19 protein-coding genes are annotated in these 21705 nt (G+C 60.3%); 5 read left to right on the forward strand and 14 right to left on the reverse strand.

Annotated elements, in window-relative coordinates; genetic code table 11:
* Nucleotides 1-1656, forward strand: a complete 1656-nt coding sequence (locus tag PY650_RS08955; protein ID WP_285878786.1) for an ABC transporter ATP-binding protein — start codon at nucleotides 1-3, stop codon at nucleotides 1654-1656.
* Nucleotides 1657-1680: 24 nt separating this feature from the next.
* On the opposite strand, the gene PY650_RS08960 is transcribed toward PY650_RS08955, so the two are convergent.
* On the reverse strand, nucleotides 1681-2157 hold the full coding sequence (locus tag PY650_RS08960) for an Lrp/AsnC family transcriptional regulator (RefSeq protein ID WP_285878788.1): 477 nt from the start codon (nucleotides 2155-2157) through the stop codon (nucleotides 1681-1683).
* Between the two features lie 232 nt (nucleotides 2158-2389).
* Between PY650_RS08960 and PY650_RS08965 the strand changes: the two genes are divergently transcribed.
* Nucleotides 2390-3715 (forward strand): NAD(P)/FAD-dependent oxidoreductase, encoded by a 1326-nt coding sequence (locus PY650_RS08965; protein ID WP_285878789.1) that lies wholly within the window; start codon nucleotides 2390-2392, stop codon nucleotides 3713-3715.
* A 59-nt stretch (nucleotides 3716-3774) separates the two neighbouring features.
* Complete coding sequence (locus PY650_RS08970; protein ID WP_285878790.1) at nucleotides 3775-4683, forward strand: LysR family transcriptional regulator; 909 nt, start codon at nucleotides 3775-3777, stop codon at nucleotides 4681-4683.
* Between the two features lie 38 nt (nucleotides 4684-4721).
* On the opposite strand, the gene PY650_RS08975 is transcribed toward PY650_RS08970, so the two are convergent.
* The 4 genes from PY650_RS08975 to PY650_RS08990 are packed head-to-tail and all read right to left on the reverse strand — an operon-like array spanning nucleotide 4722 to nucleotide 10488.
* A complete protein-coding gene (locus PY650_RS08975; RefSeq protein ID WP_285878792.1) occupies nucleotides 4722-6089 on the reverse strand; it encodes an FAD/NAD(P)-dependent oxidoreductase in 1368 nt (455 codons plus the stop codon).
* The gene (locus PY650_RS08980) at nucleotides 6086-6412 is read right to left on the reverse strand and encodes a (2Fe-2S)-binding protein (protein WP_432761508.1); all 327 of its coding nucleotides are present in this window, start codon (nucleotides 6410-6412) and stop codon (nucleotides 6086-6088) included. The genes PY650_RS08975 and PY650_RS08980 overlap by 4 nt, the downstream gene beginning before the upstream one ends.
* A complete protein-coding gene (locus PY650_RS08985) occupies nucleotides 6409-8397 on the reverse strand; it encodes a hydantoinase B/oxoprolinase family protein (protein ID WP_285878794.1) in 1989 nt (662 codons plus the stop codon). The genes PY650_RS08980 and PY650_RS08985 overlap by 4 nt, the downstream gene beginning before the upstream one ends.
* A gap of 6 nt (nucleotides 8398-8403) precedes the next feature.
* On the reverse strand, nucleotides 8404-10488 hold the full coding sequence (locus tag PY650_RS08990) for a hydantoinase/oxoprolinase family protein (protein WP_285878796.1): 2085 nt from the start codon (nucleotides 10486-10488) through the stop codon (nucleotides 8404-8406).
* Nucleotides 10489-10701: 213 nt separating this feature from the next.
* Here PY650_RS08990 and PY650_RS08995 point away from each other — a divergent pair, with 213 nt between their 5' ends.
* Complete coding sequence (locus tag PY650_RS08995) at nucleotides 10702-11805, forward strand: NAD(P)/FAD-dependent oxidoreductase (protein ID WP_285878797.1); 1104 nt, start codon at nucleotides 10702-10704, stop codon at nucleotides 11803-11805.
* 101 nt (nucleotides 11806-11906) lie between these two features.
* Here the strand turns inward: PY650_RS08995 and PY650_RS09000 are convergent, their stop codons facing one another.
* The 9 genes from PY650_RS09000 to PY650_RS09040 all read right to left on the reverse strand — a co-directional run bounded on the left by PY650_RS09000 (nucleotide 11907) and on the right by PY650_RS09040 (nucleotide 20389).
* On the reverse strand, nucleotides 11907-13148 hold the full coding sequence (locus tag PY650_RS09000; protein WP_285878799.1) for a Zn-dependent hydrolase: 1242 nt from the start codon (nucleotides 13146-13148) through the stop codon (nucleotides 11907-11909).
* Complete coding sequence (locus PY650_RS09005; protein ID WP_285878801.1) at nucleotides 13145-13987, reverse strand: BtpA/SgcQ family protein; 843 nt, start codon at nucleotides 13985-13987, stop codon at nucleotides 13145-13147. The genes PY650_RS09000 and PY650_RS09005 overlap by 4 nt, the downstream gene beginning before the upstream one ends.
* The gene (locus tag PY650_RS09010) at nucleotides 13984-14889 is read right to left on the reverse strand and encodes a ribokinase (protein ID WP_285878802.1); all 906 of its coding nucleotides are present in this window, start codon (nucleotides 14887-14889) and stop codon (nucleotides 13984-13986) included. Before PY650_RS09010 ends, PY650_RS09005 begins: the two co-directional genes overlap by 4 nt.
* A gap of 3 nt (nucleotides 14890-14892) precedes the next feature.
* Nucleotides 14893-15663, reverse strand: a complete 771-nt coding sequence (locus tag PY650_RS09015; RefSeq protein WP_285878804.1) for a glutamine amidotransferase — start codon at nucleotides 15661-15663, stop codon at nucleotides 14893-14895.
* Nucleotides 15664-15696: 33 nt separating this feature from the next.
* Nucleotides 15697-16782, reverse strand: coding sequence for a phosphotriesterase family protein (locus PY650_RS09020; RefSeq protein WP_285878806.1), 1086 nt, complete (start codon nucleotides 16780-16782; stop codon nucleotides 15697-15699).
* A 3-nt stretch (nucleotides 16783-16785) separates the two neighbouring features.
* Nucleotides 16786-17724, reverse strand: coding sequence for an ABC transporter permease (locus tag PY650_RS09025; protein ID WP_285878807.1), 939 nt, complete (start codon nucleotides 17722-17724; stop codon nucleotides 16786-16788).
* 83 nt (nucleotides 17725-17807) lie between these two features.
* The gene (locus PY650_RS09030; protein ID WP_285878809.1) at nucleotides 17808-18602 is read right to left on the reverse strand and encodes an ATP-binding cassette domain-containing protein; all 795 of its coding nucleotides are present in this window, start codon (nucleotides 18600-18602) and stop codon (nucleotides 17808-17810) included.
* A gap of 90 nt (nucleotides 18603-18692) precedes the next feature.
* Nucleotides 18693-19634, reverse strand: a complete 942-nt coding sequence (locus tag PY650_RS09035) for an ABC transporter substrate-binding protein (RefSeq protein ID WP_285878811.1) — start codon at nucleotides 19632-19634, stop codon at nucleotides 18693-18695.
* A 137-nt stretch (nucleotides 19635-19771) separates the two neighbouring features.
* Nucleotides 19772-20389, reverse strand: a complete 618-nt coding sequence (locus tag PY650_RS09040; RefSeq protein WP_285878812.1) for a cupin domain-containing protein — start codon at nucleotides 20387-20389, stop codon at nucleotides 19772-19774.
* Between the two features lie 276 nt (nucleotides 20390-20665).
* Between PY650_RS09040 and PY650_RS09045 the strand changes: the two genes are divergently transcribed.
* Nucleotides 20666-21619 (forward strand): helix-turn-helix domain-containing protein, encoded by a 954-nt coding sequence (locus PY650_RS09045; RefSeq protein WP_285878813.1) that lies wholly within the window; start codon nucleotides 20666-20668, stop codon nucleotides 21617-21619.
* Nucleotides 21620-21705 lie beyond the last annotated feature (86 nt).

Below are 21705 nucleotides of genomic sequence, written 5' to 3' on the forward strand. Positions count from 1 at the left end.
ATGACCAACCTCGTTGAAATCAAAAATCTGAAGGTCCAGGCGACGACAGACTCCGGTCGCACGGTCGAGATCATCAAAGGTGTCAGCTTCGACATCGCCAGAGGTGAGATTGTAGCGCTCATCGGCGAAAGCGGATCGGGCAAGACAACGATCGCGCTGACGCTCATGGGACATGCGCGGGAGGGCTGTCGCATCTCCGGCGGCAAGGTTCAAGTCGACGGGCAGGACATGGCCGCGCTCCCGGAAAGCGAACGCTCGAAGATCCGCGGCACGACGGTTGCCTATATTCCGCAAAGCGCGGCAGCGGCTTTCAATCCAGCCATCAAAATTATGGAACAGGTGATCGAGGTTACCCGCATTCACCGGCTGATGCCCCCTGAGCAGGCGCGGCGTCGCGCGATCGAGCTCTTCCGGGCTCTTTCCTTGCCAAATCCGGAAACGATCGGCGAACGATATCCGCATCAGGTCTCCGGCGGCCAATTGCAGCGGCTGGCGGCAGCCATGGCTCTGATCGGCGAACCCAAGCTGGTCATTTTTGACGAACCGACTACCGCGCTTGATGTGACGACGCAGATCGATGTGTTGAAAGCGTTCAAATCGGTCATTCGTGCCGGCGATATTGCCGGTGTCTACGTTTCGCACGATCTGGCGGTCGTGGCGCAGATCGCCGATCGCATCGCGGTGCTCAAGGGTGGTGAAATCCAGGAACTGGGAGAGACCGAAGCGATCCTGACACGGCCGAGCCACCCCTATACGCGCGAGCTGCTGGCAGCCGTCGAGCCCAAACCGGCGTTCCGTGGCACAAGCACAGACGGATCGATTGCTCCTGTGTTGAGGATCGACAGCCTGGTGGCAGGCTATGGCGACATCCTGGCCAATGGTCTGCCGGCGGTCTGCGCGGTTCAATCCGTGAGCCTTGAGGTGGAAAAGGGCAGGAATCTCGGCATCATCGGCGAATCGGGATGCGGGAAGTCGACGCTGGCGCGTGCCATCGCCGGCATATTGCCGGCTGTCTCAGGCACTATCGGCTTTAATGGCAGCAATATAGACCGTGCCGCGAAACTTAGAACGCGCGATCAACTGCGCGAGATGCAGATTGTCTTTCAATATGCCGATACGGCGCTCAACCCGGCAAAGTCGGTCGCCGATATCCTCGAGCGGCCATTGGCTTTCTACCATGGGATGGACCGCAAGGCCCGAGAGGCCAGGGTCAACCAATTGCTGGACATGGTGCGATTGCCGCGCGCGCTTCGCTACCGCTATCCGTCGGAATTGTCCGGTGGGCAGAAGCAACGCGTCAATTTTGCCCGCGCGCTTGCAGCAGAGCCGCGCTTGATTATTTGCGATGAAATCACCTCTGCCCTCGACACTGTTGTTGCGGCTGCGATCATCGACCTGCTCAAGGAACTGCAGCGCGAGCTGCATTTATCTTATGTTTTCATCAGCCATGACCTATCGGTCGTTGAGGCAATCTGCGATGAGATCGTCGTGATGTACGATGGCAGAAAAGTCGAGCAAATCACGCGCGAAACCGCAAATGCGCCTCGTCATCCCTATTCCCAATTGCTGTTCGGGTCCGTTCCGAAACTCGATCCGAAATGGCTCGATAACCTTGTCCAGGATCCGGAGCTAAAGCGTGAATATGGCCACGCCTAGCTAACGATACGACCTCGTAACCGATCACATAGGAAACAGGCTGGTCAGCGGCATGTGCGCCTTGACGATCGGTGATTTGAGCACGACGAAGCTGAAATACTTGTCTATCCCTATATCCATGTCGGTCAGCCGTTCCATGATCGTCTGATATTCTCCGATGCCGGCGGTCACGAACTTCAGCATGTAGTCGTAGCCGCCCGAGACGAGGTGGCATTCGATTACCTGATCCACCTTCTCCACCACCGAAAGAAAACGCGCGAAGTCGATCTGCCGATGATTCTTGAGAGTGACTTCCGTAAACACGGTCAGTGTCTGACCCAGTTTTCCGATGTTGATCTGGGCTGAATATCCCTCGATATAGCCTTCGTGCTGCAATTTCTTGACCCGCATCAAGCACGGGCTCGGCGACAGGTTTACCAGTTCCGCCAACTCTACATTGGTGATGCGGCCATTCTTTTGAAGTTCGTACAGGATCTTGATATCGATGCGGTCGAGCTTCATTGCTTTAAGTCTTTCAACAGAGTTCAAGGACAGCATTTTATGCTGCGAACATTCCAAGATCAAACATAACACCATGGCCGATCTTGTCTATTTCATTCTGCATGCACCGAGCTGGCATATTTAGCCGCTTGATCCACGATGAGCAGAATCTTATGCCGCGTGCGGCAGTTGTGCGGCAGCTTCATGGCCGTTCTTCCCGCTATGCTTCAGGCTCGATAGGAGACCCACATCCATGCCCGCACCGCTCACCCTGGTCGAAAGCTCCGCCGAATTGCCATCTCTTGCCGATGCCGTCGTCATCGGGGCCGGAATTGTCGGCGTTTTTGCGGCCTATTATCTGGCAAGACGCGGCCTGAAAGTCGCTCTCGTTGAGAAGGGCCGCGTCGGCGCCGAACAGTCCAGCCGTAACTGGGGCTGGTGCCGGCAGCAGAACCGCGATGCCCGCGAATTGCCGATGGCGACGAAAAGCCTCGACCTGTGGGATCAATTCGCCGCAGAGACTGGCGAGAACACCGGCTTTCGCCGCTGTGGTCTCTTATATCTGAGCAACAAAGAAGAAGAGCTTGCCGGCTGGGCCCGCTGGCGCAACTTTGCGCGCAGCGTCGGCGTGACCACGCATATGCTCGACAGCGCCCAGGCCAGCGAGCGCGGCAGGGCGACGGGCCGCATTTGGAAAGGCGGCGTCTTTTCCCCAACCGATGGCATTGCCGATCCGGCCAACGCCGCCCCGGCGGTCGCTCGAGCCCTGATGAAACTGGGGGGCAGTCTGCACCAGGACTGTGCTGCGCGCGGCATCGAGACCGAAGGTGGAAAGCTTTCAGCGGTCATTACCGAGAAAGGCACGATCAGAACCAGGACAGCCATTCTTTCGGGCGGCGCGTGGGCTTCATCCTTTTGCCGGCAGCTTGGCGTCCGCTTTCCGCAAGCGTCGATCCGCTCCTCGATCCTTTCCGTCGGCGCCGGCCATGGAGACCTCCCGGACGCTCTCCACACTGAGTATGTTTCGGTGACACGCAGGGGCGACGGCGGCCATACACTTGCGATCAGCGGTCGCGGACGGGTCGATCCCACAGCGCAAAACATGCGTTTCGCGCCGCAGTTCCTGCCGATGTTTATTCGCCGCTGGCGCGCGCTTTCCCCCGGCGGCCTCGAGGGCCTTCACAGCGGCCACGAAAGCCTGGCCAGCTGGCGGCTCGACCGGCCGACGCCGATGGAGCGAATGCGCATCCTCGATCCGGCGATCGACAGGGGCACGATCAAGCTGACGCACGACCGCGCCATCGAATTGCTGCCTGCCCTCAAGGGGCGACGCGTGAGCGCCAGTTGGGCAGGCTATATCGATAGCACTCCGGATGGCGTACCCGCGATCGGTGAAGCCTCCTTCGTTCCGGGCTTCGTCCTGGCCGCCGGTTTCAGCGGGCATGGCTTCGGCATTGGGCCTGGAGCCGGCCATCTGATCGCCGACATCATCACCGGATTGGAGCCGATCGTCGATCCGGCGCCCTATCATCCGGAGAGATTCGCGGGATTTGCTTGGGGTAAGGTGGCGGACTTCTGAAACGCCTGTATTCGGCTTAGATTGCCGCGCGACGCAACTCTAAAGGACTATTGACCCGAATGCAGGCACGTCAACTCGAAGTCTTCTGCATGCTGATGCGGTGTGGGACGGTGACCGGGGCAGCCGCCATGCTCAACATTTCGCAGCCGGCGCTGAGCCAGATTCTCCTTCACGCCGAGGACCAGATCGGTTTCAAGCTCTTCAACCGCGTCCGCGGCAAGCTTGTTGCCACGCGCGAGGCTGAAGAGCTCTATCCCGAATGCGAACGGATTTTCGCGGAACTCAGCGCGCTTCGCAGGCGCACGACAGACATGCGCTACGGCCGCACCGGCCTCATCCGGGTCGCAGCTTCCGCACCTCCCGCCATGTCGATCGTTCCCAAGGCGCTGCTTTCCTTTAGATCCGCTCATCCGGACATCGTAGTACGATCGTTGATCGCGCCGCTGGTCAACATTGTGGACATGATCCGTGACGGCGACGCGCTGCTCGGCGTCGTGATGAACAACAAGTCGCGGCCAGGCATCGAAGTTGAAACCCTCGGTCATGCCGAACTCACCTGCATCATACCGGAAGGCCACCGTCTGGCGGAGCATGACGAAATCTCATTTGCCGATCTCCAGAGCGAAACGTTGATATCCTACCGGGCCGGCACGCTACCGGGCCGGCTTCTTTTAAGCGCCGCCGCTGCGGAAAAGCAGATGTTCAACCCGGCAATCGAGATCGACATCTCCATCACAGCCCTTCCTTTCGTTCGGGACGGATTCGGTGTCGCGATAGTCGATGGTCTCTTGCCTTGGGAACAGTTTCCGGGGCTCGTGCGCCGCCCGCTGCGTCAAAAAACCCTTGTTCCGATCGCCCTGCTGACTAGCCGCGATCGGCCTCTGACGGGAACCCATCTTGCCATGCGCGACAATATCCGCGAGGCCTGCGCAGCCGTCCTCGCAAATGGCGATGAGCTCGGTCATTGAGTTGCGCGAGGTGAGAACAACGGGCTGAGCCACAAACCTTATGGCTCGCGCGCCCAGATGCCGATCGGCAGCGGACGAACGGGCGCCTGTTCGCGCAGGCGCCCGGCTTCGCATGCAGCGATGCCGGCCCTTTCGGCGATCAACTCGGCGCCAGCGAGCTGGCAGAAACGCCCCTGACAGCGGCCCATGCCGACCCGGACCAGAGATTTGACCCGATTGGCTTCCGCGCCGCCATAGTCGACGCTCTCACGTAGCTGTCCCGCCGTCACCCCCTCGCATCGACAGACCAGCGTTTCGTCCGAGGTCCGACGAACCATCTCCGCCGGCCACGGAAAGGCGCGCGCCATCGCGCGAGCAAACCGTTCGAGCCGGTCGAGCCGACGCAAATCCGCCGCAACGTCCGGCGCAGGCAATCCCATGTCGGCAAGGCAGGCGCAGGCGGCCAGTCGGCCGGCCACTTCCGCACCATCGGCTCCGAGGAGCCGTAATCCGTCGCCGGCAAGGTAAAGCCCCTCGGTGGCCCGGCCCATCCTATCCGTGCGCGGCAGCCATTGTGCCCAGCCATTGTCGTATTCGAAGTCGCAACCCGCCAGGCCGGCCAGCTGCGTCTCCGCCCGAAGATGCCAGCCAATGCCGACCATATCGCATGCGGTGAAATGCTCATCGCCGCGCCCATCGCGCCACCGCACGCCGATCGGCCCGCGTTCATCAGTATCGATGCCAACTAGCCTCACGCCGGAATGATACAGTCGGCCAAGCTTTGCGCGCATCATGAGGCCGAGCAGAACGAGGCGCGGCCGTGCCGCCGCCATACCGGGCAGACCGGCCAATTGGTCCTGGATCGTCGACGTGTCGAGGACCGCTGCCAGCTTGGCCCCGGCCTTCAGCAACTGGGTCGCCACGAGGGTAAGCAGCGGTCCGGAGCCGGCAAGGACTATCCTGCGCCCGAGTGCCACGCCTTGCGCCTTCAGCGCGATCTGCGTCGCCCCGAGACTATAGACACCGGGTGCCTGCCAACCCGGCACCGGTGCCAAACGGTCCGTTGCGCCGGTCGCAAGGATGAGCCGGTCATAAGGGAATTCCCGTCGGCCGGCCGGCGTCAATGTCTGCAGCATATGGCCCGACCGAGCGAGAACCGAGCTTTGGGGATGATAGTCGACGAGGCCGGCGGTAACCATGCTGTCGAACAAAGCATGCAGCGTGACGGCCTTGCGAGCCTCGTAGCCGTAGAGTTGTTTCGGCTTGCGATTGAACCCCTGAGGCGGCCTGCGGTATATCTGGCCGCCTGCCCTCATGCCTTCGTCGATGACGACTGGCCGGATCCCGGCAGACACCAGAAGTTCTGCAGCCCGGATGCCGGCAGGCCCCGCTCCGACGATGACGACCCTCTGTGCCCCAGGACTCATGACGGCCATCCCTGCGGGACGGCGGTAAGGAGCTTCATGCCACCGGCAATGAGCGTCGTGCAGGCTCTCAGCCGCCCGGCATCCTCCTGCCAGACCCAGCAATCCTGACAGGCTCCCATGAGGCAGAAGCCCGCCCTCTTTTCAGGCCCGAACTCGGACTGCCTCAGCGCTGGAACGTGAAGGAGCATGGCAGTTAGCACCGTGTCGCCGGCAAGCGCTTCGCATGCTTCACCGTTCAGCAGGAAGCGAACCGGAGGCCTGCCTTGCTCGGCAAGGCGCACGATCCGTCCGGTGTCCCTCATCAGCCCGTTGTCAGGTTTCATTCGGCCGCCTCTTTGGTTTCGATCGCTGGTCGAGGCATTTCCTTGAAGCGGGCGCTCACATCCGAAAGAGCCGCCGCGACGCCGTCCGGTCCGACACGTCCTTTCATGCGGCGGAAGATTTCCGTCTTTGTGAAGAAGCGCCAGTGGATGGGAAGACCGGCCAAAATTTCCGTCAGGAGGTCATAGGCGCCGGGCGTCCATTGCGCCTCGTAGCCTTCCCGCTCCGGGCCGTAGTGGAAGTGGGCGGTCGACTTGCTGCGCGAAGCCCTCAGGGCGGCCGTGACGACCTCATCGACCAAGCCGTCGCGAATGACAACACCGTAATCGCGCTCGGCAGCTTCTGGCGAAACATAGCCCCGGGCCACGTCCCGCGCCACCCGCCATGTTTCGCGGTCCAGCGGATCGCCGCGTCCGCCACCGCCGGCAGACCGGATTTCGAGGACATCGCCCGGCTGCAGAACGGCGGTATCGATGTTGCCAAGGCGGCGGTAATCTTCCCGTCCAGGATTGACAGTCATGTCCGACAAGCCGGCTGCTCGACCGCCCAGCAATCCCCACGGACGGAAGAAGCTGCGGTCGCGATTGCGGGCAGTGATGCGACTGCCCGGCGCGAACACTCGAAACGCCATTTCGGTCGCAAGACCGCCTCGCCAACGGCCGGCACCCCCGCTGTCTTTTGCCAATCCATATTTTATGAACTCGATGGGCACCTCGGTCTCGGTGATCTCGATCGGCGTGTTCTTCAGGTAGGCGGCATCCGCGCCCGATCCATTCGTTCCATCGCGATGTGGCATGGCGCCGCCGCCACCGACCACCGGATTGACCGCGGCAATCACGGTGCGACCTGTCCGCTCATCGGTCGTCATGACGTTGACGATGCAATTGTTTCCCGCCGGAGCCGCGGGCAGCTTCTCAGGCACGGCCCGGCAAAATGCGCCAAAAATGACCGAGCGCAGACGAGCGCAGGTCAGAGAACGCATACCAACGGCGGCCGGGGCAATCGGATTGAGAACGCTGCCTTTCGGAGCGATGCAGGTGAAGGGCCGCGTCAGGCCGGTGTTCAGCAGGATCTTCGGGTTCAGCGTGTAGAGCACGTAGTAGACGCCGACCAATAGCATCGTGTGGCGAGGATCGCCGCCCGATGGCACGTTGAGCGACGAGCCAAGTTGCGGGTCGGAACCCGTGAAGTCGAGCAGTGCCTCGTCTCCCTTGATCGTCAAGGTCAGCTTCAAGCGACAAGGATTAGCCTCCACAGAATCCTCGTCGGCATAGTCGACAAATTCCCAGGTCCCATCCGGCATGGCACGAAGGAGGTCCCGCGCCTGCGCCTCGGCATGGTCGAGCAGAGCGTCGGCGCCTTCCAGGAACGCCTCCTTGCCGAATTTTTCAACCATCGCAAGGATCTTCCGCTCGCCCGTATTGAGCGCACCGACGAGAGCCTTGATGTCGCCAACGTTAAGGTCCGGCTTGCGGACGTTGGTCCTCATGATCTTGAGAATATCGTCATCGAAGACACCTTCGTTGACCAGCTTCATCGGCGGAAAGCGGATGCCTTCCTGGTGAATTTCAGTGAGTGCACGCGACAGTGAGGCCGGCACGGCGCCGCCCATGTCCGTGTTATGGATATGGCCCCCGGTCCAGGCGATGATTTCGCCGTCGTAGAAGACTGGCTTCCACAAATGGGTGTCCGGCGCATGGGTCGCGACGAAGCAGGAATAGGGATCGTTGGTGAAGGCGACGTCCCCCGGCTTGTAGTCATCGATCATCTCGATCGCTCGGGTATATGTGAGACCGGGATACCAGGTCGCGCCGAGGCCCATCGGCACGCCGAACGTCTCGCCTCTACGGTTGATCAGCATGACGGTGAAGTCCTCGGTCTCCTTCACGAAGGCGGAATGGGCCGTCCGCTGGAGAGTATAAGCCATGTTTTCGGCGGCAGCTCGCGTGTGGTTGGCGAACACTTGAAGGTTCAATGGGTCGAACATGCGCTGTTACTCCGGGAAGGTGAGGTGCAGGTTCAGGTGGCGGTCGACTTCCACCTGCGTACCGCTCGGAATTGCGAAGGTCGTGTCTTCCTGCGCGACCACGGCGGGGCCTGCAAATCGTCCGCCGGGACGAAGCATGTCGCGCCGGTAAAGCCCGATCCATTCGAAGTTTTTGCCGGTAAAGACAGGTATCTCGCGCTCAGGCGATATCGCAGTGTGCGAATCCGGCGCTGCCGTCGGAAACTCCAGGATCGGTCCCGCTCCAACGGCCGACAGGCGCAAGTTGACGATTTCGATCTCCCCTTCCGGATCGTGGAAATCATAAATCCTCTCGTGAATGACATGAAAGGCGCGCGCCATGGCATCCAGATCGCCGTTGGCAATCCAAGCCACCTCAATCGGCACCTCTATCTCGAAGCTCTGACCAAGGTAGCGCATGTCGGCTGAGACGTTCAGCACAGCCGGCCCGCTATGCCCCTGATTTTTCAGCCAGCTGCGTCCTTCATCAGACAGAGCCTCGAATGCCGTGCGCAATAGCGACACCGCCTCGTCCGACAAGTGGGTAAAGATGGTACGGATAAAATCGCCGCGCAGGTCCGCGACCAGACCGCCAAGAGCCGAAACAACGCCCGGGCGCGGTGGGCCGATGACCTTCGCCATCCTGAATTCACGGGCGAGGAACGCGCCAAGCATTGGTCCGCCGCCGCCGAAGGGCATCAGCGTGAACTCCCTGAGATCGACGCCGGCGCGCGAAGCCAATTTCTCAACTTCCACGAACATTTCCGAGACGGCGATGTCCAGGATCGCCTGCGCGGACTCTTCCACCGTCCTGCCAATCCGCTCTGCAAGTCGGGTCACCGCCGCCCTGGCCAGGCCGACGTCAATCTGAAGCTGACCATAGGCCATCTGACTATGGCCCAGCCATCCGCAGACTGCCATGGCGTCAGTCACCGTCGCCTGCGTGCCTCCCCGACTGTAGCAGGCGGGGCCGGGTGTAGAGCCGGCCGACTCCGGTCCGACGCGCAGAACGCCTTGGGCGTCCACGCTCGCAATCGAGCCTCCGCCGATACCAATTGAGCTGACCGATACCGACGGGATGTGCAGCGGAAACTCGCCGATGAGTTCGCCGGAGCCAAATTGCGGCTCGCCGTCGATGATAAGAGCGAAATCCGCCGAAGTGCCGCCGATATCGAGGGTCAAAATGTGCTTCTCGCCCGCACGCCGGGCAAGCCAGGCAGCGCCGATTACGCCCGACGCTGTGCCCGAAAGCAGCATCTGCACGCAGGACCGCTTGCCCTCCGCTGCATTCATGACGCCGCCGTTCGACTTGGTCAACAATGCCGGCGCGCTGACGCCGCGCGACGCAAGTTTCTCCTCGAGCGCAGTCAGATAGCCGGAAACGCGGGGGTGGACATAGCCGTTTAGGATGGCGGTGGTTGTACGCTCGTACTCGCGGATGACGGGCCACACTTCCGACGATGTGAAGACGAAGAGATCCGGCGCAACCTCTCCAATCTTCGCTTTGACTGCGGCCTCCTGGGCGTCGCTTCGCCAGGAATGCAGAAAGGACACGATGATGCCGGACGCACCCTTTGCCTTGGCTGCGGCCACGGCATTGGTAACGTCCTCCATATCAGGCGCCTGCGCTTGACTTCCGTCGGATCTCATTCGCGCCGCAACTCCGAAGATCATGTCTCTGGAAATGAGCTGATCGGGGCGGGCGCAGAAAAGCGAATAGACATCGGGCATTCTCAATCGCGCTAACTCGATGACGTCTTCAAAGCCGGCATTGGTCAGCAGCGCGAGCGATGCGCCGCGTCGCTGGATTACGGTGTTGATTCCGACCGTCGTCCCGTGAACGAAGCGGCTTACGGTGGCAGGGTCAAGCCCTTCCCGCTCGCTGAGGAGCGAGAGGCCAATCGTCAACTCGGCGCCTGGATCATCTGGGGTCGTCAGAACCTTCAACGAGGCGACGCGGCCGGAGCGGGTCTCCAAAGCGCAGAAATCGATGAACGTTCCGCCGATATCGACACCTATATTCCAATCCTGCTCATCAGGATCGTTTGTCGTGGACGCTGTCACGCTGGCCATTCCGGTTCCTTTCTCACTGATGCGGGGAAAGTTGGCACGAATGAAACAGCAAGATCCAAGATTGAAAAAGCCAGGAGCCATAAGGTTGACTTATGTCGCGCAGTTTTGCGCGTCCCATAGGCTGGACTTATGGAGGAACTAAAACCTCGACTTTGACTCATCCCGGTCAAATCGCGGAGGCTAGGGCCATTCTGAGTGCAGGGCGGGGAGCCGATGGATGCGATCGTTCTAGGTGGCGGCTTAATGGGAGCCGCCTCCGCATATTTTTTGGCCCGGCGCGGGGTCCGCGTGACACTCGTGGAACGCAACCGGGTCGGCAGCGGAGCGACCGTCGCCTCATTTGGGAACATCCGCCGGAGCGGCCGTTATATTCCCCAGTTGGCGCTCGCACGCCGATCGCTGGCGCTGTGGGGAGAGGCTTCGAAGATGCTGGGTCGTGACGTTGAGTTCCGCGCCACCGGCCATCTGAGATTGATATTCAGCCAGGCTGGCCTCGACGAAATGCGCTCCTTCGCGGAGGCGGCCAGGCCTTGGGACCTCGACTTGGAAGAGCTTGGGCCAAAAGAAATCCGCAGCCGCTTTCCGGGTCTTGGCCCCAAAGCCATTGCTGCATCCTTTTCACCGAAAGACGGAAGCGGCAATCCTCGCCTGATAGCCCCTGCTTTCGCTGATGCTGCCCGACGTCTCGGGGCGAAGATCGTCGAAGAGGCTGACGTCCGGGCCATCACCAGAGTTGTTTCCGGCTTCAAAATCGAAACGTCCAAGGGAGACTACGCGGCAGAGGCACTGCTTAATACGGCAGGTGCCTGGGGTGCCCGTATCGCCGCACAGTTTGGCGAGAACGTCCCGATAGTTGCCAAAGGGCCGCAAATGGGCGTTACCGAACCTCTTCCCCACCGCATTCTGCCGGTCGTCGGCGTCTGGGCGCATGACCATGGCGGTGGCTATCTACGCCAGGTCGAACGCGGCAACGTCGTCTTCGGCGGCGGGGCGGAACGAACCGACGTGTCGCTGGATACGGGATACGCTACGGCAGATCCGGCACGCTTGCCCGGACAACTCCGGGCCTTGCTGCCACTGCTGCCGATGCTTGCCAACGTCGCGGTGATCCGCACCTGGTCCGGCTGCGAGGGTTATGTCGAGGACGGTCTTCCGGTGATGGGGCCGTCCGCCACGACGCCCGGTCTGTTTCATGCTTTCGGCTTCTGCGGACACGGTTTCCAATTAGGGCCCGGCGTCGGGGAAGTCATGGCGGAGATCATGAGCATGGGCAGGACAGACGTCTTTCTTGACGACTTCAAGATCAACCGATTTTGAGGTTTTCGCAAAACAGCTTTCCGTTCACGCACCCCGAGACGGAGAGTTCCAGCGCTTGAGGCCACCGGCTTTGCCTTGCCTGGAGAACCAACCGCCTGGGCCTAGAGCATACATCCCAAGGTCGCTTCCAGCAGTAGACGGGCGCCATTGATGACGTCTGCGGGCTCGACATATTCGGCCTCGTTGTGGCTAATGCCGTCACGGCAAGGCACGAAAATCATGGCGGCGGGCGCTACCCGCGCGACGAACAAGGCATCGTGGAAGGCGCCGGAAATCATCCGCTTATAAGGCAATCCGAGAGCCTGCGCAGCAGCTTCGATCCGATCCGTCATAACCTTGGAGAACCAGCCAGGCGGCATATCAAAGGACGTTGATATCCCGACGCTGCATTGTTGCGACAAAGCCGCCTCTTCGCAGGTCGCGCGAACACTTGCGTCGATGGCAGTCAAGGTCGACGCGTCCGGATGCCGGATGTCAATGGTAAAGGTCACGCGATCCGGTATGGCATTAATCGAACCCGGGTGCGCCGAAAACCGTCCGACGGTCAGCCTCGCGTCGTCGTCTTGCGGCATGATCGACATTTGCAGCCGATTGAGCGCCAATGTTGCCGCCACCATCGGATCGCGCCGGTAGGCAAGCGATGTTGTGCCCGCGTGGCCTGCACTCCCCGAAAACGTCACTGTCAGCCATCGCGTACCCTGAACGGCGGTCACGATACCTGCGGCAAGGCCTTCACGCTCAAGCGAGGGCCCCTGCTCGATATGCAGTTCGAGATAGGCCGAAATCGGTGTGCCGAGCGGGCGCATTATCGCCTCAGGCAGGGCTGCAAGTGTAGCGGTGAGTTCTTGGCTGAAGCTTTCTCCCTCGCCTGAAACAACGGATCGGAAATCGTTCGGATGCGCAGCACCGACAAACGTCATCGATCCCATGACGCCGGGCGTGAAACGGCTTCCTTCTTCGTTTGTCCAGGCGACGACTTCGATCGCAGCTTCGGTCTCATAACCCTGATCTTCCACGGCCTCCAGCACTTCAAAGGCGGCAAGCGTACCAAGCGCGCCGTCGAAGCGACCACCGGTCGGTTGGCTGTCAAGATGGCTGCCGATGAGCATTGGCGGCCGCATCGGATTGCGGCCCTCCCGACGGAGGAACAGGTTGGCGATCGGATCCTGAAAGACCTTGAAGCCGCGTGCCCTGGCAAGATCGGCGAGAAGATGCCGGGCGGCGCGATCTTCCTTGCTCAGTGCCTGCCGGTTGACCCCACCGGCACTTGTCCTACCGATTTCGGCAAAATCACTCAAGCGGCGAAGCAACCGCTCGCCACAGATCTCTGGCCTCAGCCTCATCGGCGCAAACCGGCCATAAAGCTTCCGACCCTCTTTGGATCGACAGCATTCCACCAGACGCCTTCATGTTTGAGCGAGCTAGCAACGATGACGCCGTCGACAATATCGAGAATATCGTTGGCATTCTCCGGTGTGACTCCGCTTCCCACCAGTGTCGGCAAGCCTGCCGCTTCTTTGATCATCCGGATATAGCCGAGATCAGCGGCATGGCCGGTGCGCTGGCCGGTCGCAATAACAGCATCGGCATCGAAGAAGACCAAGTCCTTGACCTGCTCTTCCACCGGCCTGTCGGCGACGATCGCATGCGCTCCATGCTTGACATGGGCATCGGCGAAAATCCGGATCCCGTTCGCCCGCAATTTGGCGCGAAAACGCATCGCGCGTGCTGCCTCGCCTTCGACGAAGCCCTCGTTGGCGACATAGGCATTGGCCCATTGATTGACGCGCACGAAGCCTGCGCCGGAAGCGCTCGCAATGGACAAAGCCGGAATGGCGGCGTTGGCAAGAACGTTGATGCCGATCGGGCGGCCAAGCTCGCGGCGGATCCTATCCGATACAACGGACATATAGGCTGCGGTTTCGGGGCCGATATCATCGGGCTTTGAGAAAGGGATGTCGCCATGGTTTTCGACGATGACGCTGTCGCAGCCGCCCTGCAAATAGGCCCTAGCATCGTCAAGACCACGTTGATAAATCACTTCGATCGCCTCGCCATCATAGCGTGGTGCACCGGGCAGCGGTGCCAGATGGACGACGCCGATCACGACCTTCGTCCTGCCGAAAAGTGAAAGAAGCGCATCACCGGACGCTTGGCCGACAGGTTTTTGAGAGAGTGTCATAGGCTTTCCGCCTCCACTGTGTTCATGAGTTTCTCAAGCTCCACCCGGCTCGGGCAGGCTTCCAAGGTTCCGCGGCGGCCGACCGCCAGAGCGGCAGCCGCTACCGCCGTCCGTGCCGATTGCGCGAGCCTCCATCCCTTCATTAGACATCCGGCGAGACACCCGCAAAAAATGTCGCCAGCGCCACTGGTATCGACCACAGCCACCTTGACCGCGGGAATGAGATCGACGGCGCCGTCTTCCAGCAGCAGACATCCGGCTGCGCCAAGCGTGACGATCGCAGCCTTCGCGCCTCGGCGAACAAGGTCTCGAGCCGCATCTTCAGGATCGGGCTTTCCGGTGGTCTCGAATGCCTCGCCTTGATTGACAATGACGACATCAACCGCTGCGAGATCCAGCGCTTCGCCCGACAAGGGGCTCGGATTGAGAATAGTGGTCGCACTTGCGGCCTTCGCAGCGCGAAGGCACGCATTTGTGACCGTCGATTTGAGATTGCCTTGCATGACCAGAATGTCGCCGTGGGCGATGAGGTTCAAAAGACCGGTCTCCCGCAAGGGGTCGAAATCGGCTGCGCAATCGATGCCGCTGACGATCAGGTTTTCCCCGTCCTGATTGACGAGGATCGTCGACCGATCGCTCGGCAAAGGCTTTGCCGACAGTTGCCGGAGATCGAACTCGTTCTTCAACCGCTCGCGGATGAAGGCGGCGGCGGGATCGGTTCCGACGGCCGCAAAAAACCGGACATCCGCGCCGGTCCTTGCCGCGGCAACGGCCTGGTTCGCACCCTTGCCGCCGACACCGTCCATATGACTTCTCGCATTGAACGTCTCTCCCGGCTGAGGAAAGCGATCGACCCGAAACGTGGTATCGACACAGACGTTGCCGACGACATGGACCGGCATGGCTCAATCCTTGGCGGTGGCGAAGGCGAGCATTTGTTCAAACAGCGTCTTGTAGCCATTCCAGGCGATAAAGCCTGGCGGCAGCCAGTGCGGCCCGACATCAGATGTCCAGGCAATCGTTCGTCCCTTGCCGTAGCGTCCCGTGACCAGCAATGGCAAGGAGCCGTAATCGGCGGAAACAGTCGCCAGGACTTCCGCTTCGTCCTTGACGACAACTTCGTTGAAACCGAGAAGAACCGGCCAGTCCTTGCCGAGCCCCGCCAGGATCGGATGGCTCTCGTCGCCGGTGACGACAGGCGTGAACCCTTCTGGCACCTCGACCCGATCGTCGACGGATAAGCACTCTACGGGCAGGACTTCTTCGACCGGCGTCTTGCGGTAGCGCGCACCGCCGTTGATGCCCTGGAAGCTGTAATAGCCGCCGAACATCAGCAAACCGCCGCCGTTGCGGACATAGTCGCGTAGCAGGCGTAGGCGGTTCGGCGTCGTCTTTGAATGGATCCAGGTATCGGGATGTAGGAGCAGTGTGTTCGCCCCGATGTCCGACAGCACAACCGCGTCATAGGCTGACAGAGCCTCGATCGTCTGCGGGAAATCGCGCTGCGCCTCATGCGCCGGCATAAAGGTGACATCGAAGTCGCTGTTGTCTAGCGCGGCAAGCAGTTCGTCGGCGCCGGTGTGATAGGTCACAGTCGGAAACTGATCGAAACCCTTGATATGGGTTGCCGTCGATACCCAGGATTCTCCAGCGAGAAGGATCGTCTTCTTGGACATGTATGCTCCTTGCGATACGGATTTCTTGGCCGGTCAAGCGGCGGAAAAAACGGATTTCGGATTGTCGGTCAGCATTTGATCAATCGCTGCCTGCTCCACACCATGGCGCCTCAGCCGTGGCACGAAATGCTTGAGGATGTAGCCGTAGCCAAAACCGCCATAGCGCGTCAGCATGATTTTCAGGAAGACGTCCTGCGACAATAGTAGCCGGTCGACAAAACCCATATCGATGAGCGCGCGAAGAGCACGGGCATTTTCCTCATCGGATGGGGATTGCGCGTCCTGATCGGCATAATAGTAGTCCATGCCGATCATGTCGTATTCGAGAAACGCACCGCGCTCAGCCAGGCTTTTCTGGTAGGCGAGGTCGTTATGGCTTGGGTTCATATGGCATAAAATGGTGTGCCGGAGATCGGCCCCCTCCTCTTCCGCAACGTCGAGCACCTTATGGGCGAGCCGCTCCCAGCCGGGAAGATGGATCGAAAGCGGCAAGCCGGTGATGCGGGAAGCACGGGCCGAGGCGCGGAGCGATTTCAACTCCTCGGACGTGAAATCCTTGCTGACGCCAACCTCGCCGATGATGCCGGCCATGATGTCCGGTTGAACGGCGCTTCCGCCGACATCATTGATGATGAACTCCGTGATGTCATCGACGTCCATCTCTTTCAGCCACTCTGGATGGGTATGCTCAAGGTAGAACCCCGTCCCCATGATGATCTTCATTCCAGACATGCGCGATATACGAGCAAGCTTTTCCGGATCGCGACCGATGCCGATATTAGTCGCCTCGATGACCGTATGGCCGCCGAGCGCTTGGAATTTCTTCAGTTCGGTAAGCGCCAGATCGCTATCGTCCAGCGAGACATTGTCGCGGTTCATATACGGATTCATCCGCAATTCGCCGACGATCTCGATATTGACCTTCTGTTCGGCAATCAGCCTGTCGTCCGGATGACAGGGGCATTTCCAAGTGCGCGCCCCGTCGAGCAGGATATGCTCGTGCATGAGCGTGATGCCAAGGCCGTCGATCGGGACCGGCCCCAGAACCGTCATGGCAGTGCCGGATGAGACACCGATGGCTGCCCGTTCCCTTGGCTGTGTTCCAAAAAGATCGTCCATGGGTCATCGGCTCCTGACGGCACCCTTGAAGATCCGGAAATTCAACCAGATCGCGATGAGGATGATGGCGCCGGTGACGATCGGCGTGAGAAATGGTGACATATGCGCAAGGATCAGGCCGTTGGCGATAACGGCGACGGTCAGTGCACCAAGAATAGTGCCCAAGATTGTGCCACGGCCTCCGAACAGGCTGGTGCCGCCGAGCACCACCGCGGCGATGACGTCGAGTTCAAAGCCCTGCCCGGCATTGGACGACCCCGAGCCGAGCCGGGCAGCGAGAATGATACCCGCCATTGCGGCGGCCGCACCGGACAGAACATAGACGCAGAGGGTGACGAAGCGGGTATTGACGCCTGCACGGCGCACAGCTTCGGCGTTGGCGCCGATACCGGTCACATAACGACCTAACGGCGTCTGGTTGAACGTAACATAGGCAAGAACCAGGGCAAGCAACGCAATCAGCGCCGGCACCGGGACCCCGAGAAACCAGGCCCTGCCGATTGCCGTGAAAGGACTTTCCGCGTCTACGGGAATGGAATAGCCAGCGGTGATCAGCAGCGCCAGACCACGTACGACCGAAAGTCCGGCGAGCGTGACGATAAAGGCCGGGATGCGCTCATAGGCGATGAAGAAACCCTGCAAGGCTCCGACGGCACCGCCCAGGACCAGCATAAGCACGACCACAAGCGGCCAGCCTATTCCCGCCTGCAGCGATGCAGCTGAAAGGGTGGCGGTCAAGGCAAGCACCGATCCCACGGAAAGATCTATGCCTCCTGTGGTGATGACGAAGGTCATCGACGCGGCGACTATCAGCAAGGGCGCGGACTGGCGAACGATATTCAACAGGTTGGGTGCCGTCAGGAAGGCGCTCGTGAAGATGGAAAAGAAGACGCAGACGACAAAGAAGAACAACGCGATCGACACGATGCTGCCGTTGCTCATGATTTTGTCGCGCCATCTGCCTTTATGAATGCGCGAGCGCGCAGTTGTCGCGGCGGGCGCATGCGCTGTGGAAGACGATGTTGTCATGCCTGAGCTCCCTGGTCCTTGCGGTGGCCGGCCGACCGGGCCTCGAATTTGCGTCCGACGATCAGATTGACGACTTCCTCGATGCTCGTATCTTCAATTTTGCGTTCGGCGACATTGCGCCCTTCATACATGACCTGGATGCGATCGCAGACGAGGAACAGGTCCTGGAGCCGATGGGTAATGAGAATGACGCTGACGCCGCGTGCACTGACCGCCTTGATCAGGTCGAGCACGGCCTCGACCTCGGCGACCGCCAGGGCTGCGGTCGGCTCATCCATGATCAGGACCGACGGGTTGAACGAAGCCGCTCTCCCGATCGCGATCGACTGACGCTGCCCGCCGGACAGATTTTCCACTTTCAATCGCGTGTCGGCAATGACGATGCCGAGCCGCTCCAGCATGTCGCGCGCTTCTTCATGCATCTTCCTGTTATCGAGAAACGGAAATCCGAACAGGCGCCGCCGGGGCTCCCGGCCAAGGAAGATGTTGCCAGCCACGTCGACGCTGTCGCAGAGGGACAGGTCCTGGTACACCATCTCGATGCGTGCAGCCCGTGAATCGGCCGGAGATGCGAAAACGACAGTCTCCCCATCGATTTCGATGGATCCGGAATCGGGGATGACCGCACCGGATAGTACCTTGCTCAGCGTTGACTTGCCGGCGCCATTGTCACCAACGAGGCCGAGAACTTCGCCAGGCCTCAGCGTCAGCGAGACATCGTCGAGCGTCTGAATCGTCTGGTAACGTTTGGAGATACCGGTCATCCTGACGCGGTAGGTTTCATCGTTCATGGCGTTTCCACCTGACAAGAGTTTCTGCTGCGCGGATGTCACGCAAACCGCGGCCATTACTGGCGGCGGTCTGCATATTCGCGGCGCCGCCTACTTGAACATGTCCCGGAACTTGTCGACATTGTCCTTGGTGACAATGGTGACCGGAACATTGATGATCTTGTCGATCGTTCCACCCTTTTTGACCTTGTCAAGCGCTTCAACCGCAGCCTTGCCTTCACCGGCCGGATCCTGCTGGATGACGGCAGTGACCCAGCCCTGGTCGATACCCTCAATCGCCTGCTTGGTCAGATCCCAACCAAAGACCTTGACGTCGCCGGTACGGCCCTGGCTTGTGACGGCCGAAACCGCACCGAGAAGCGCCGGCTCGCCGGTCGCATAAAGCGTCGTCATATCAGGATTGGCCGTCATCAGGTTTTCCGCGGCGCTGAGAGCTACGTCCTGAACATTCTGGCCATCGACCGTATCTAGAAACGTCACCTTCTCGCCGCTGTCGGCGACGGCCTTTTTGAAGCCATCGAGACGCTGATTCTGGATGAAAGAGTTGAGCGCCCCGACAACGCCGATCTTGGCGGAACCGCTCATCTTGCTCTTGACGTAATCGGCGTAGAACTTGCCGATGTCCCCACCGGCCTTGGTGTTGTCGACACCGACGAAGGCAATGTTGTCGCCATCGGGGATCTGCGCATCGATGGCAATGACCGGGATCCCGGCTTTCTTAGCCGCCGTGACTGCGGGCTTCACGCCGTTCACGTCGATCGCGACCAGGATGATACCGTCGACTTTCTGGGTGATGTAGTTCTCGATGGCGTCGTTCTGTGCGCTCGGCACGTTGTTTGCATTGAAAATAACGAGATCGGCGCCGACGGCCTTGGCGGCGGCCTTTGCCCCGTCGTTGATCTGATTGAAGAAGAGGGCCTGCTGGTTGATGGTCACCAAGGCGAAGGTTTCGGCAAAAGCGGATGCGCTGCCGAAAGCAAGTGTCAAAACTGCGGCTGCAGCGCAGCCCGCTGCATACTTGAAAAGGCGCATGTGTGTTCCCCTTGCGGAAAGGCCCGTGATCGGGCTCATTGGCATTGTCAGCAGGGGCATAATTCAAGAGACTTGAATAGTTGTCAAGTGACTTGAATTGATATGCCGGCAGGAAGCTTTCAGACTCTGTCGGACAATCAGAACGTCGCCGGCGTATTGACCCAGAATATGCTGGCGCGCGTTGTTCCGACGTTTCTGTACCAATGCGGCAACTCGGACTTGAAGACGAAGGAATCGCCGATGGAAAGCTTGAAGGTCTTCTCGCCGACCATCAGCTCGATTGAACCGGCGAGCAAATAACCAACCTCCTCACCGGCGTGCTGTATCGGCCCAGCACTTTCACCGCCTGGTTCGATGTGGTGGATATTGCATTGAAGCAAATGGCCCGGCGAATAGGGGATGATCCGCTCGAGCGAGATGCCCTCGCCGCGTCGGAGCGGATCAAGCCCGATCAGCGGGCGCGTCCCCGCGCGAAAGACGATCCCTTCCTCTCCATCCGTCTCCTCAAACATCCAGCCGATATTCGTACCGAGCACTTCCACCAGCCGATGTAGCATCGGCAAGGAGGGCGACGCCTTGCCATTTTCGATTTTCGAAAGCAGGCTTTCGGAACAATCAACTGCCGTCGCCAATGCCTTCAGCGTCATCCCGAGCGTCTGCCTGGCAAGCCGCAGCCGTATCCCCAGGCGACCTTGACTGGCCTCCGAAGGGCGATCCTCGGTGCCTAGTTGGCTTGGCTGGATGTCGATTTTCATTGAGTTCTTCATATATCCGGAATGAGTGTGCTGACATTGTAGGATAGCGGAAATTACCTGAGACTGTCCAGAATCGGAAGCTGGTTCAGTGACACACACGAGGCTTGACCATGGAACGGCTATCGGTCGCGCATCGACAGGTTGGCGCCAAGCACCAAAAAGCCGGAAGCTTCATCGATATATCCCGCAAAATATATTGGATGACGGCAGAGCCGATTATTGCAATGTGTCACTTTTTTAGCGACAGTTGATGTGGCATTCGGTGGGAGGAGACCAATGCACGAACAATCCGTCCATGCGGACGAGGTCTATGAGAGAGCGCAGTCCGCCGCGGCGAGTTCCCCGGTCGTTGCATCATGGCGGCGTTGTATGACGATGCATCGCTTGGCGCCGGAGGACAAGCGGCAGCCCCTCCGCTTGACCGAACAGGAATTCCAAGCGGCGCGCGAGCGTTCGGGAAGACTGGTGACGGAAGCGGCCGATGAATTGGACCGCCTGTTCGTGACGGTCGGCAAGGCGGGCTGCTGCCTGCTGCTGACCGACCGGGAAGGCATAGCCCTCGAACGGCGTGGCACGTCCGGAGACGACAAGGATTTCCGCGATCTCGGCCTGTGGACCGGCTCGGTCTGGACGGAGGCGAGCATCGGCACGAATGGCATAGGGACCGCTCTTGCCGACGAGCGGGCCGTGGCGATCATCCGCGACCAGCACTTCTTCTCCTCCAACATTGACCTGAGTTGTACCACCGCGCCGATCCGTGACCATCGCGGCCAACTCGCCGGAGCGCTTGATATTTCCACTCGCCGAGAGGAAGTGACCGACGTGACTCTGGCGATCCTTTCGCAGACCGTTCGCGAAGCGGCAATGAGGATCGAACTCAACCTCTTTCGCGGCGCCTTTGCTGGCGCCCGTTTTGTCATGGTTCCGACCGACAGCGGCTCGACTTCCGCGCTTCTGGCTGTCGATCGAAACGACATCGTGCTCGGCGCCACAAGGGCGGCGCGACTTGTCTTGAAGCTCGATGATCGGCGCATCGCGGCCGGCATTCCCGCGTCGGACGCGCTGCATGAAAATCAGTGCGGGGTCGGCGAAGAATTGCTGGAGGTTGAGCGGGCCGCTTTGCTGCGGGCGCTGTCGCGCGCCGGCGGCAATGTCTCACAGGCCGCCGCAACGCTCGGCATGAACCGAGCGACGCTCCATCGCAAGATAAACAAGTTCGGCCTACGTTAGCATGTTCACAGTGTCGCAGGATTGCGACACTGTGCGTTGCAGTATGGAGTGGCCACCCTGTCGCCGCGACAGGAACACGCGCAGAT

The sequence above is a fragment of the Martinezella calliandrae genome, from assembly GCF_030272695.1.
GTDB lineage: Bacteria > Pseudomonadota > Alphaproteobacteria > Rhizobiales > Rhizobiaceae > Rhizobium > Rhizobium calliandrae.

Excerpts from the sequence above, each read along its gene's own strand:
- PY650_RS08955 (WP_285878786.1), top strand. The coding sequence starts at position 1 with ATGACCAACCTCGTTGAAATCAAAAATCTGAAGGTCCAGGCGACGACA.
- PY650_RS08960 (WP_285878788.1), bottom strand. The coding sequence starts at position 2,157 with ATGAAGCTCGACCGCATCGATATCAAGATCCTGTACGAACTTCAAAAG.
- PY650_RS08965 (WP_285878789.1), top strand. The coding sequence starts at position 2,390 with ATGCCCGCACCGCTCACCCTGGTCGAAAGCTCCGCCGAATTGCCATCT.
- PY650_RS08970 (WP_285878790.1), top strand. The coding sequence starts at position 3,775 with ATGCAGGCACGTCAACTCGAAGTCTTCTGCATGCTGATGCGGTGTGGG.
- PY650_RS08975 (WP_285878792.1), bottom strand. The coding sequence starts at position 6,089 with ATGAGTCCTGGGGCACAGAGGGTCGTCATCGTCGGAGCGGGGCCTGCC.
- PY650_RS08980 (WP_432761508.1), bottom strand. The coding sequence starts at position 6,412 with ATGAAACCTGACAACGGGCTGATGAGGGACACCGGACGGATCGTGCGC.
- PY650_RS08985 (WP_285878794.1), bottom strand. The coding sequence starts at position 8,397 with ATGTTCGACCCATTGAACCTTCAAGTGTTCGCCAACCACACGCGAGCT.
- PY650_RS08990 (WP_285878796.1), bottom strand. The coding sequence starts at position 10,488 with ATGGCCAGCGTGACAGCGTCCACGACAAACGATCCTGATGAGCAGGAT.
- PY650_RS08995 (WP_285878797.1), top strand. The coding sequence starts at position 10,702 with ATGGATGCGATCGTTCTAGGTGGCGGCTTAATGGGAGCCGCCTCCGCA.
- PY650_RS09000 (WP_285878799.1), bottom strand. The coding sequence starts at position 13,148 with ATGAGGCTGAGGCCAGAGATCTGTGGCGAGCGGTTGCTTCGCCGCTTG.
- PY650_RS09005 (WP_285878801.1), bottom strand. The coding sequence starts at position 13,987 with ATGACACTCTCTCAAAAACCTGTCGGCCAAGCGTCCGGTGATGCGCTT.
- PY650_RS09010 (WP_285878802.1), bottom strand. The coding sequence starts at position 14,889 with ATGCCGGTCCATGTCGTCGGCAACGTCTGTGTCGATACCACGTTTCGG.
- PY650_RS09015 (WP_285878804.1), bottom strand. The coding sequence starts at position 15,663 with ATGTCCAAGAAGACGATCCTTCTCGCTGGAGAATCCTGGGTATCGACG.
- PY650_RS09020 (WP_285878806.1), bottom strand. The coding sequence starts at position 16,782 with ATGGACGATCTTTTTGGAACACAGCCAAGGGAACGGGCAGCCATCGGT.
- PY650_RS09025 (WP_285878807.1), bottom strand. The coding sequence starts at position 17,724 with ATGAGCAACGGCAGCATCGTGTCGATCGCGTTGTTCTTCTTTGTCGTC.
- PY650_RS09030 (WP_285878809.1), bottom strand. The coding sequence starts at position 18,602 with ATGAACGATGAAACCTACCGCGTCAGGATGACCGGTATCTCCAAACGT.
- PY650_RS09035 (WP_285878811.1), bottom strand. The coding sequence starts at position 19,634 with ATGCGCCTTTTCAAGTATGCAGCGGGCTGCGCTGCAGCCGCAGTTTTG.
- PY650_RS09040 (WP_285878812.1), bottom strand. The coding sequence starts at position 20,389 with ATGAAAATCGACATCCAGCCAAGCCAACTAGGCACCGAGGATCGCCCT.
- PY650_RS09045 (WP_285878813.1), top strand. The coding sequence starts at position 20,666 with ATGCACGAACAATCCGTCCATGCGGACGAGGTCTATGAGAGAGCGCAG.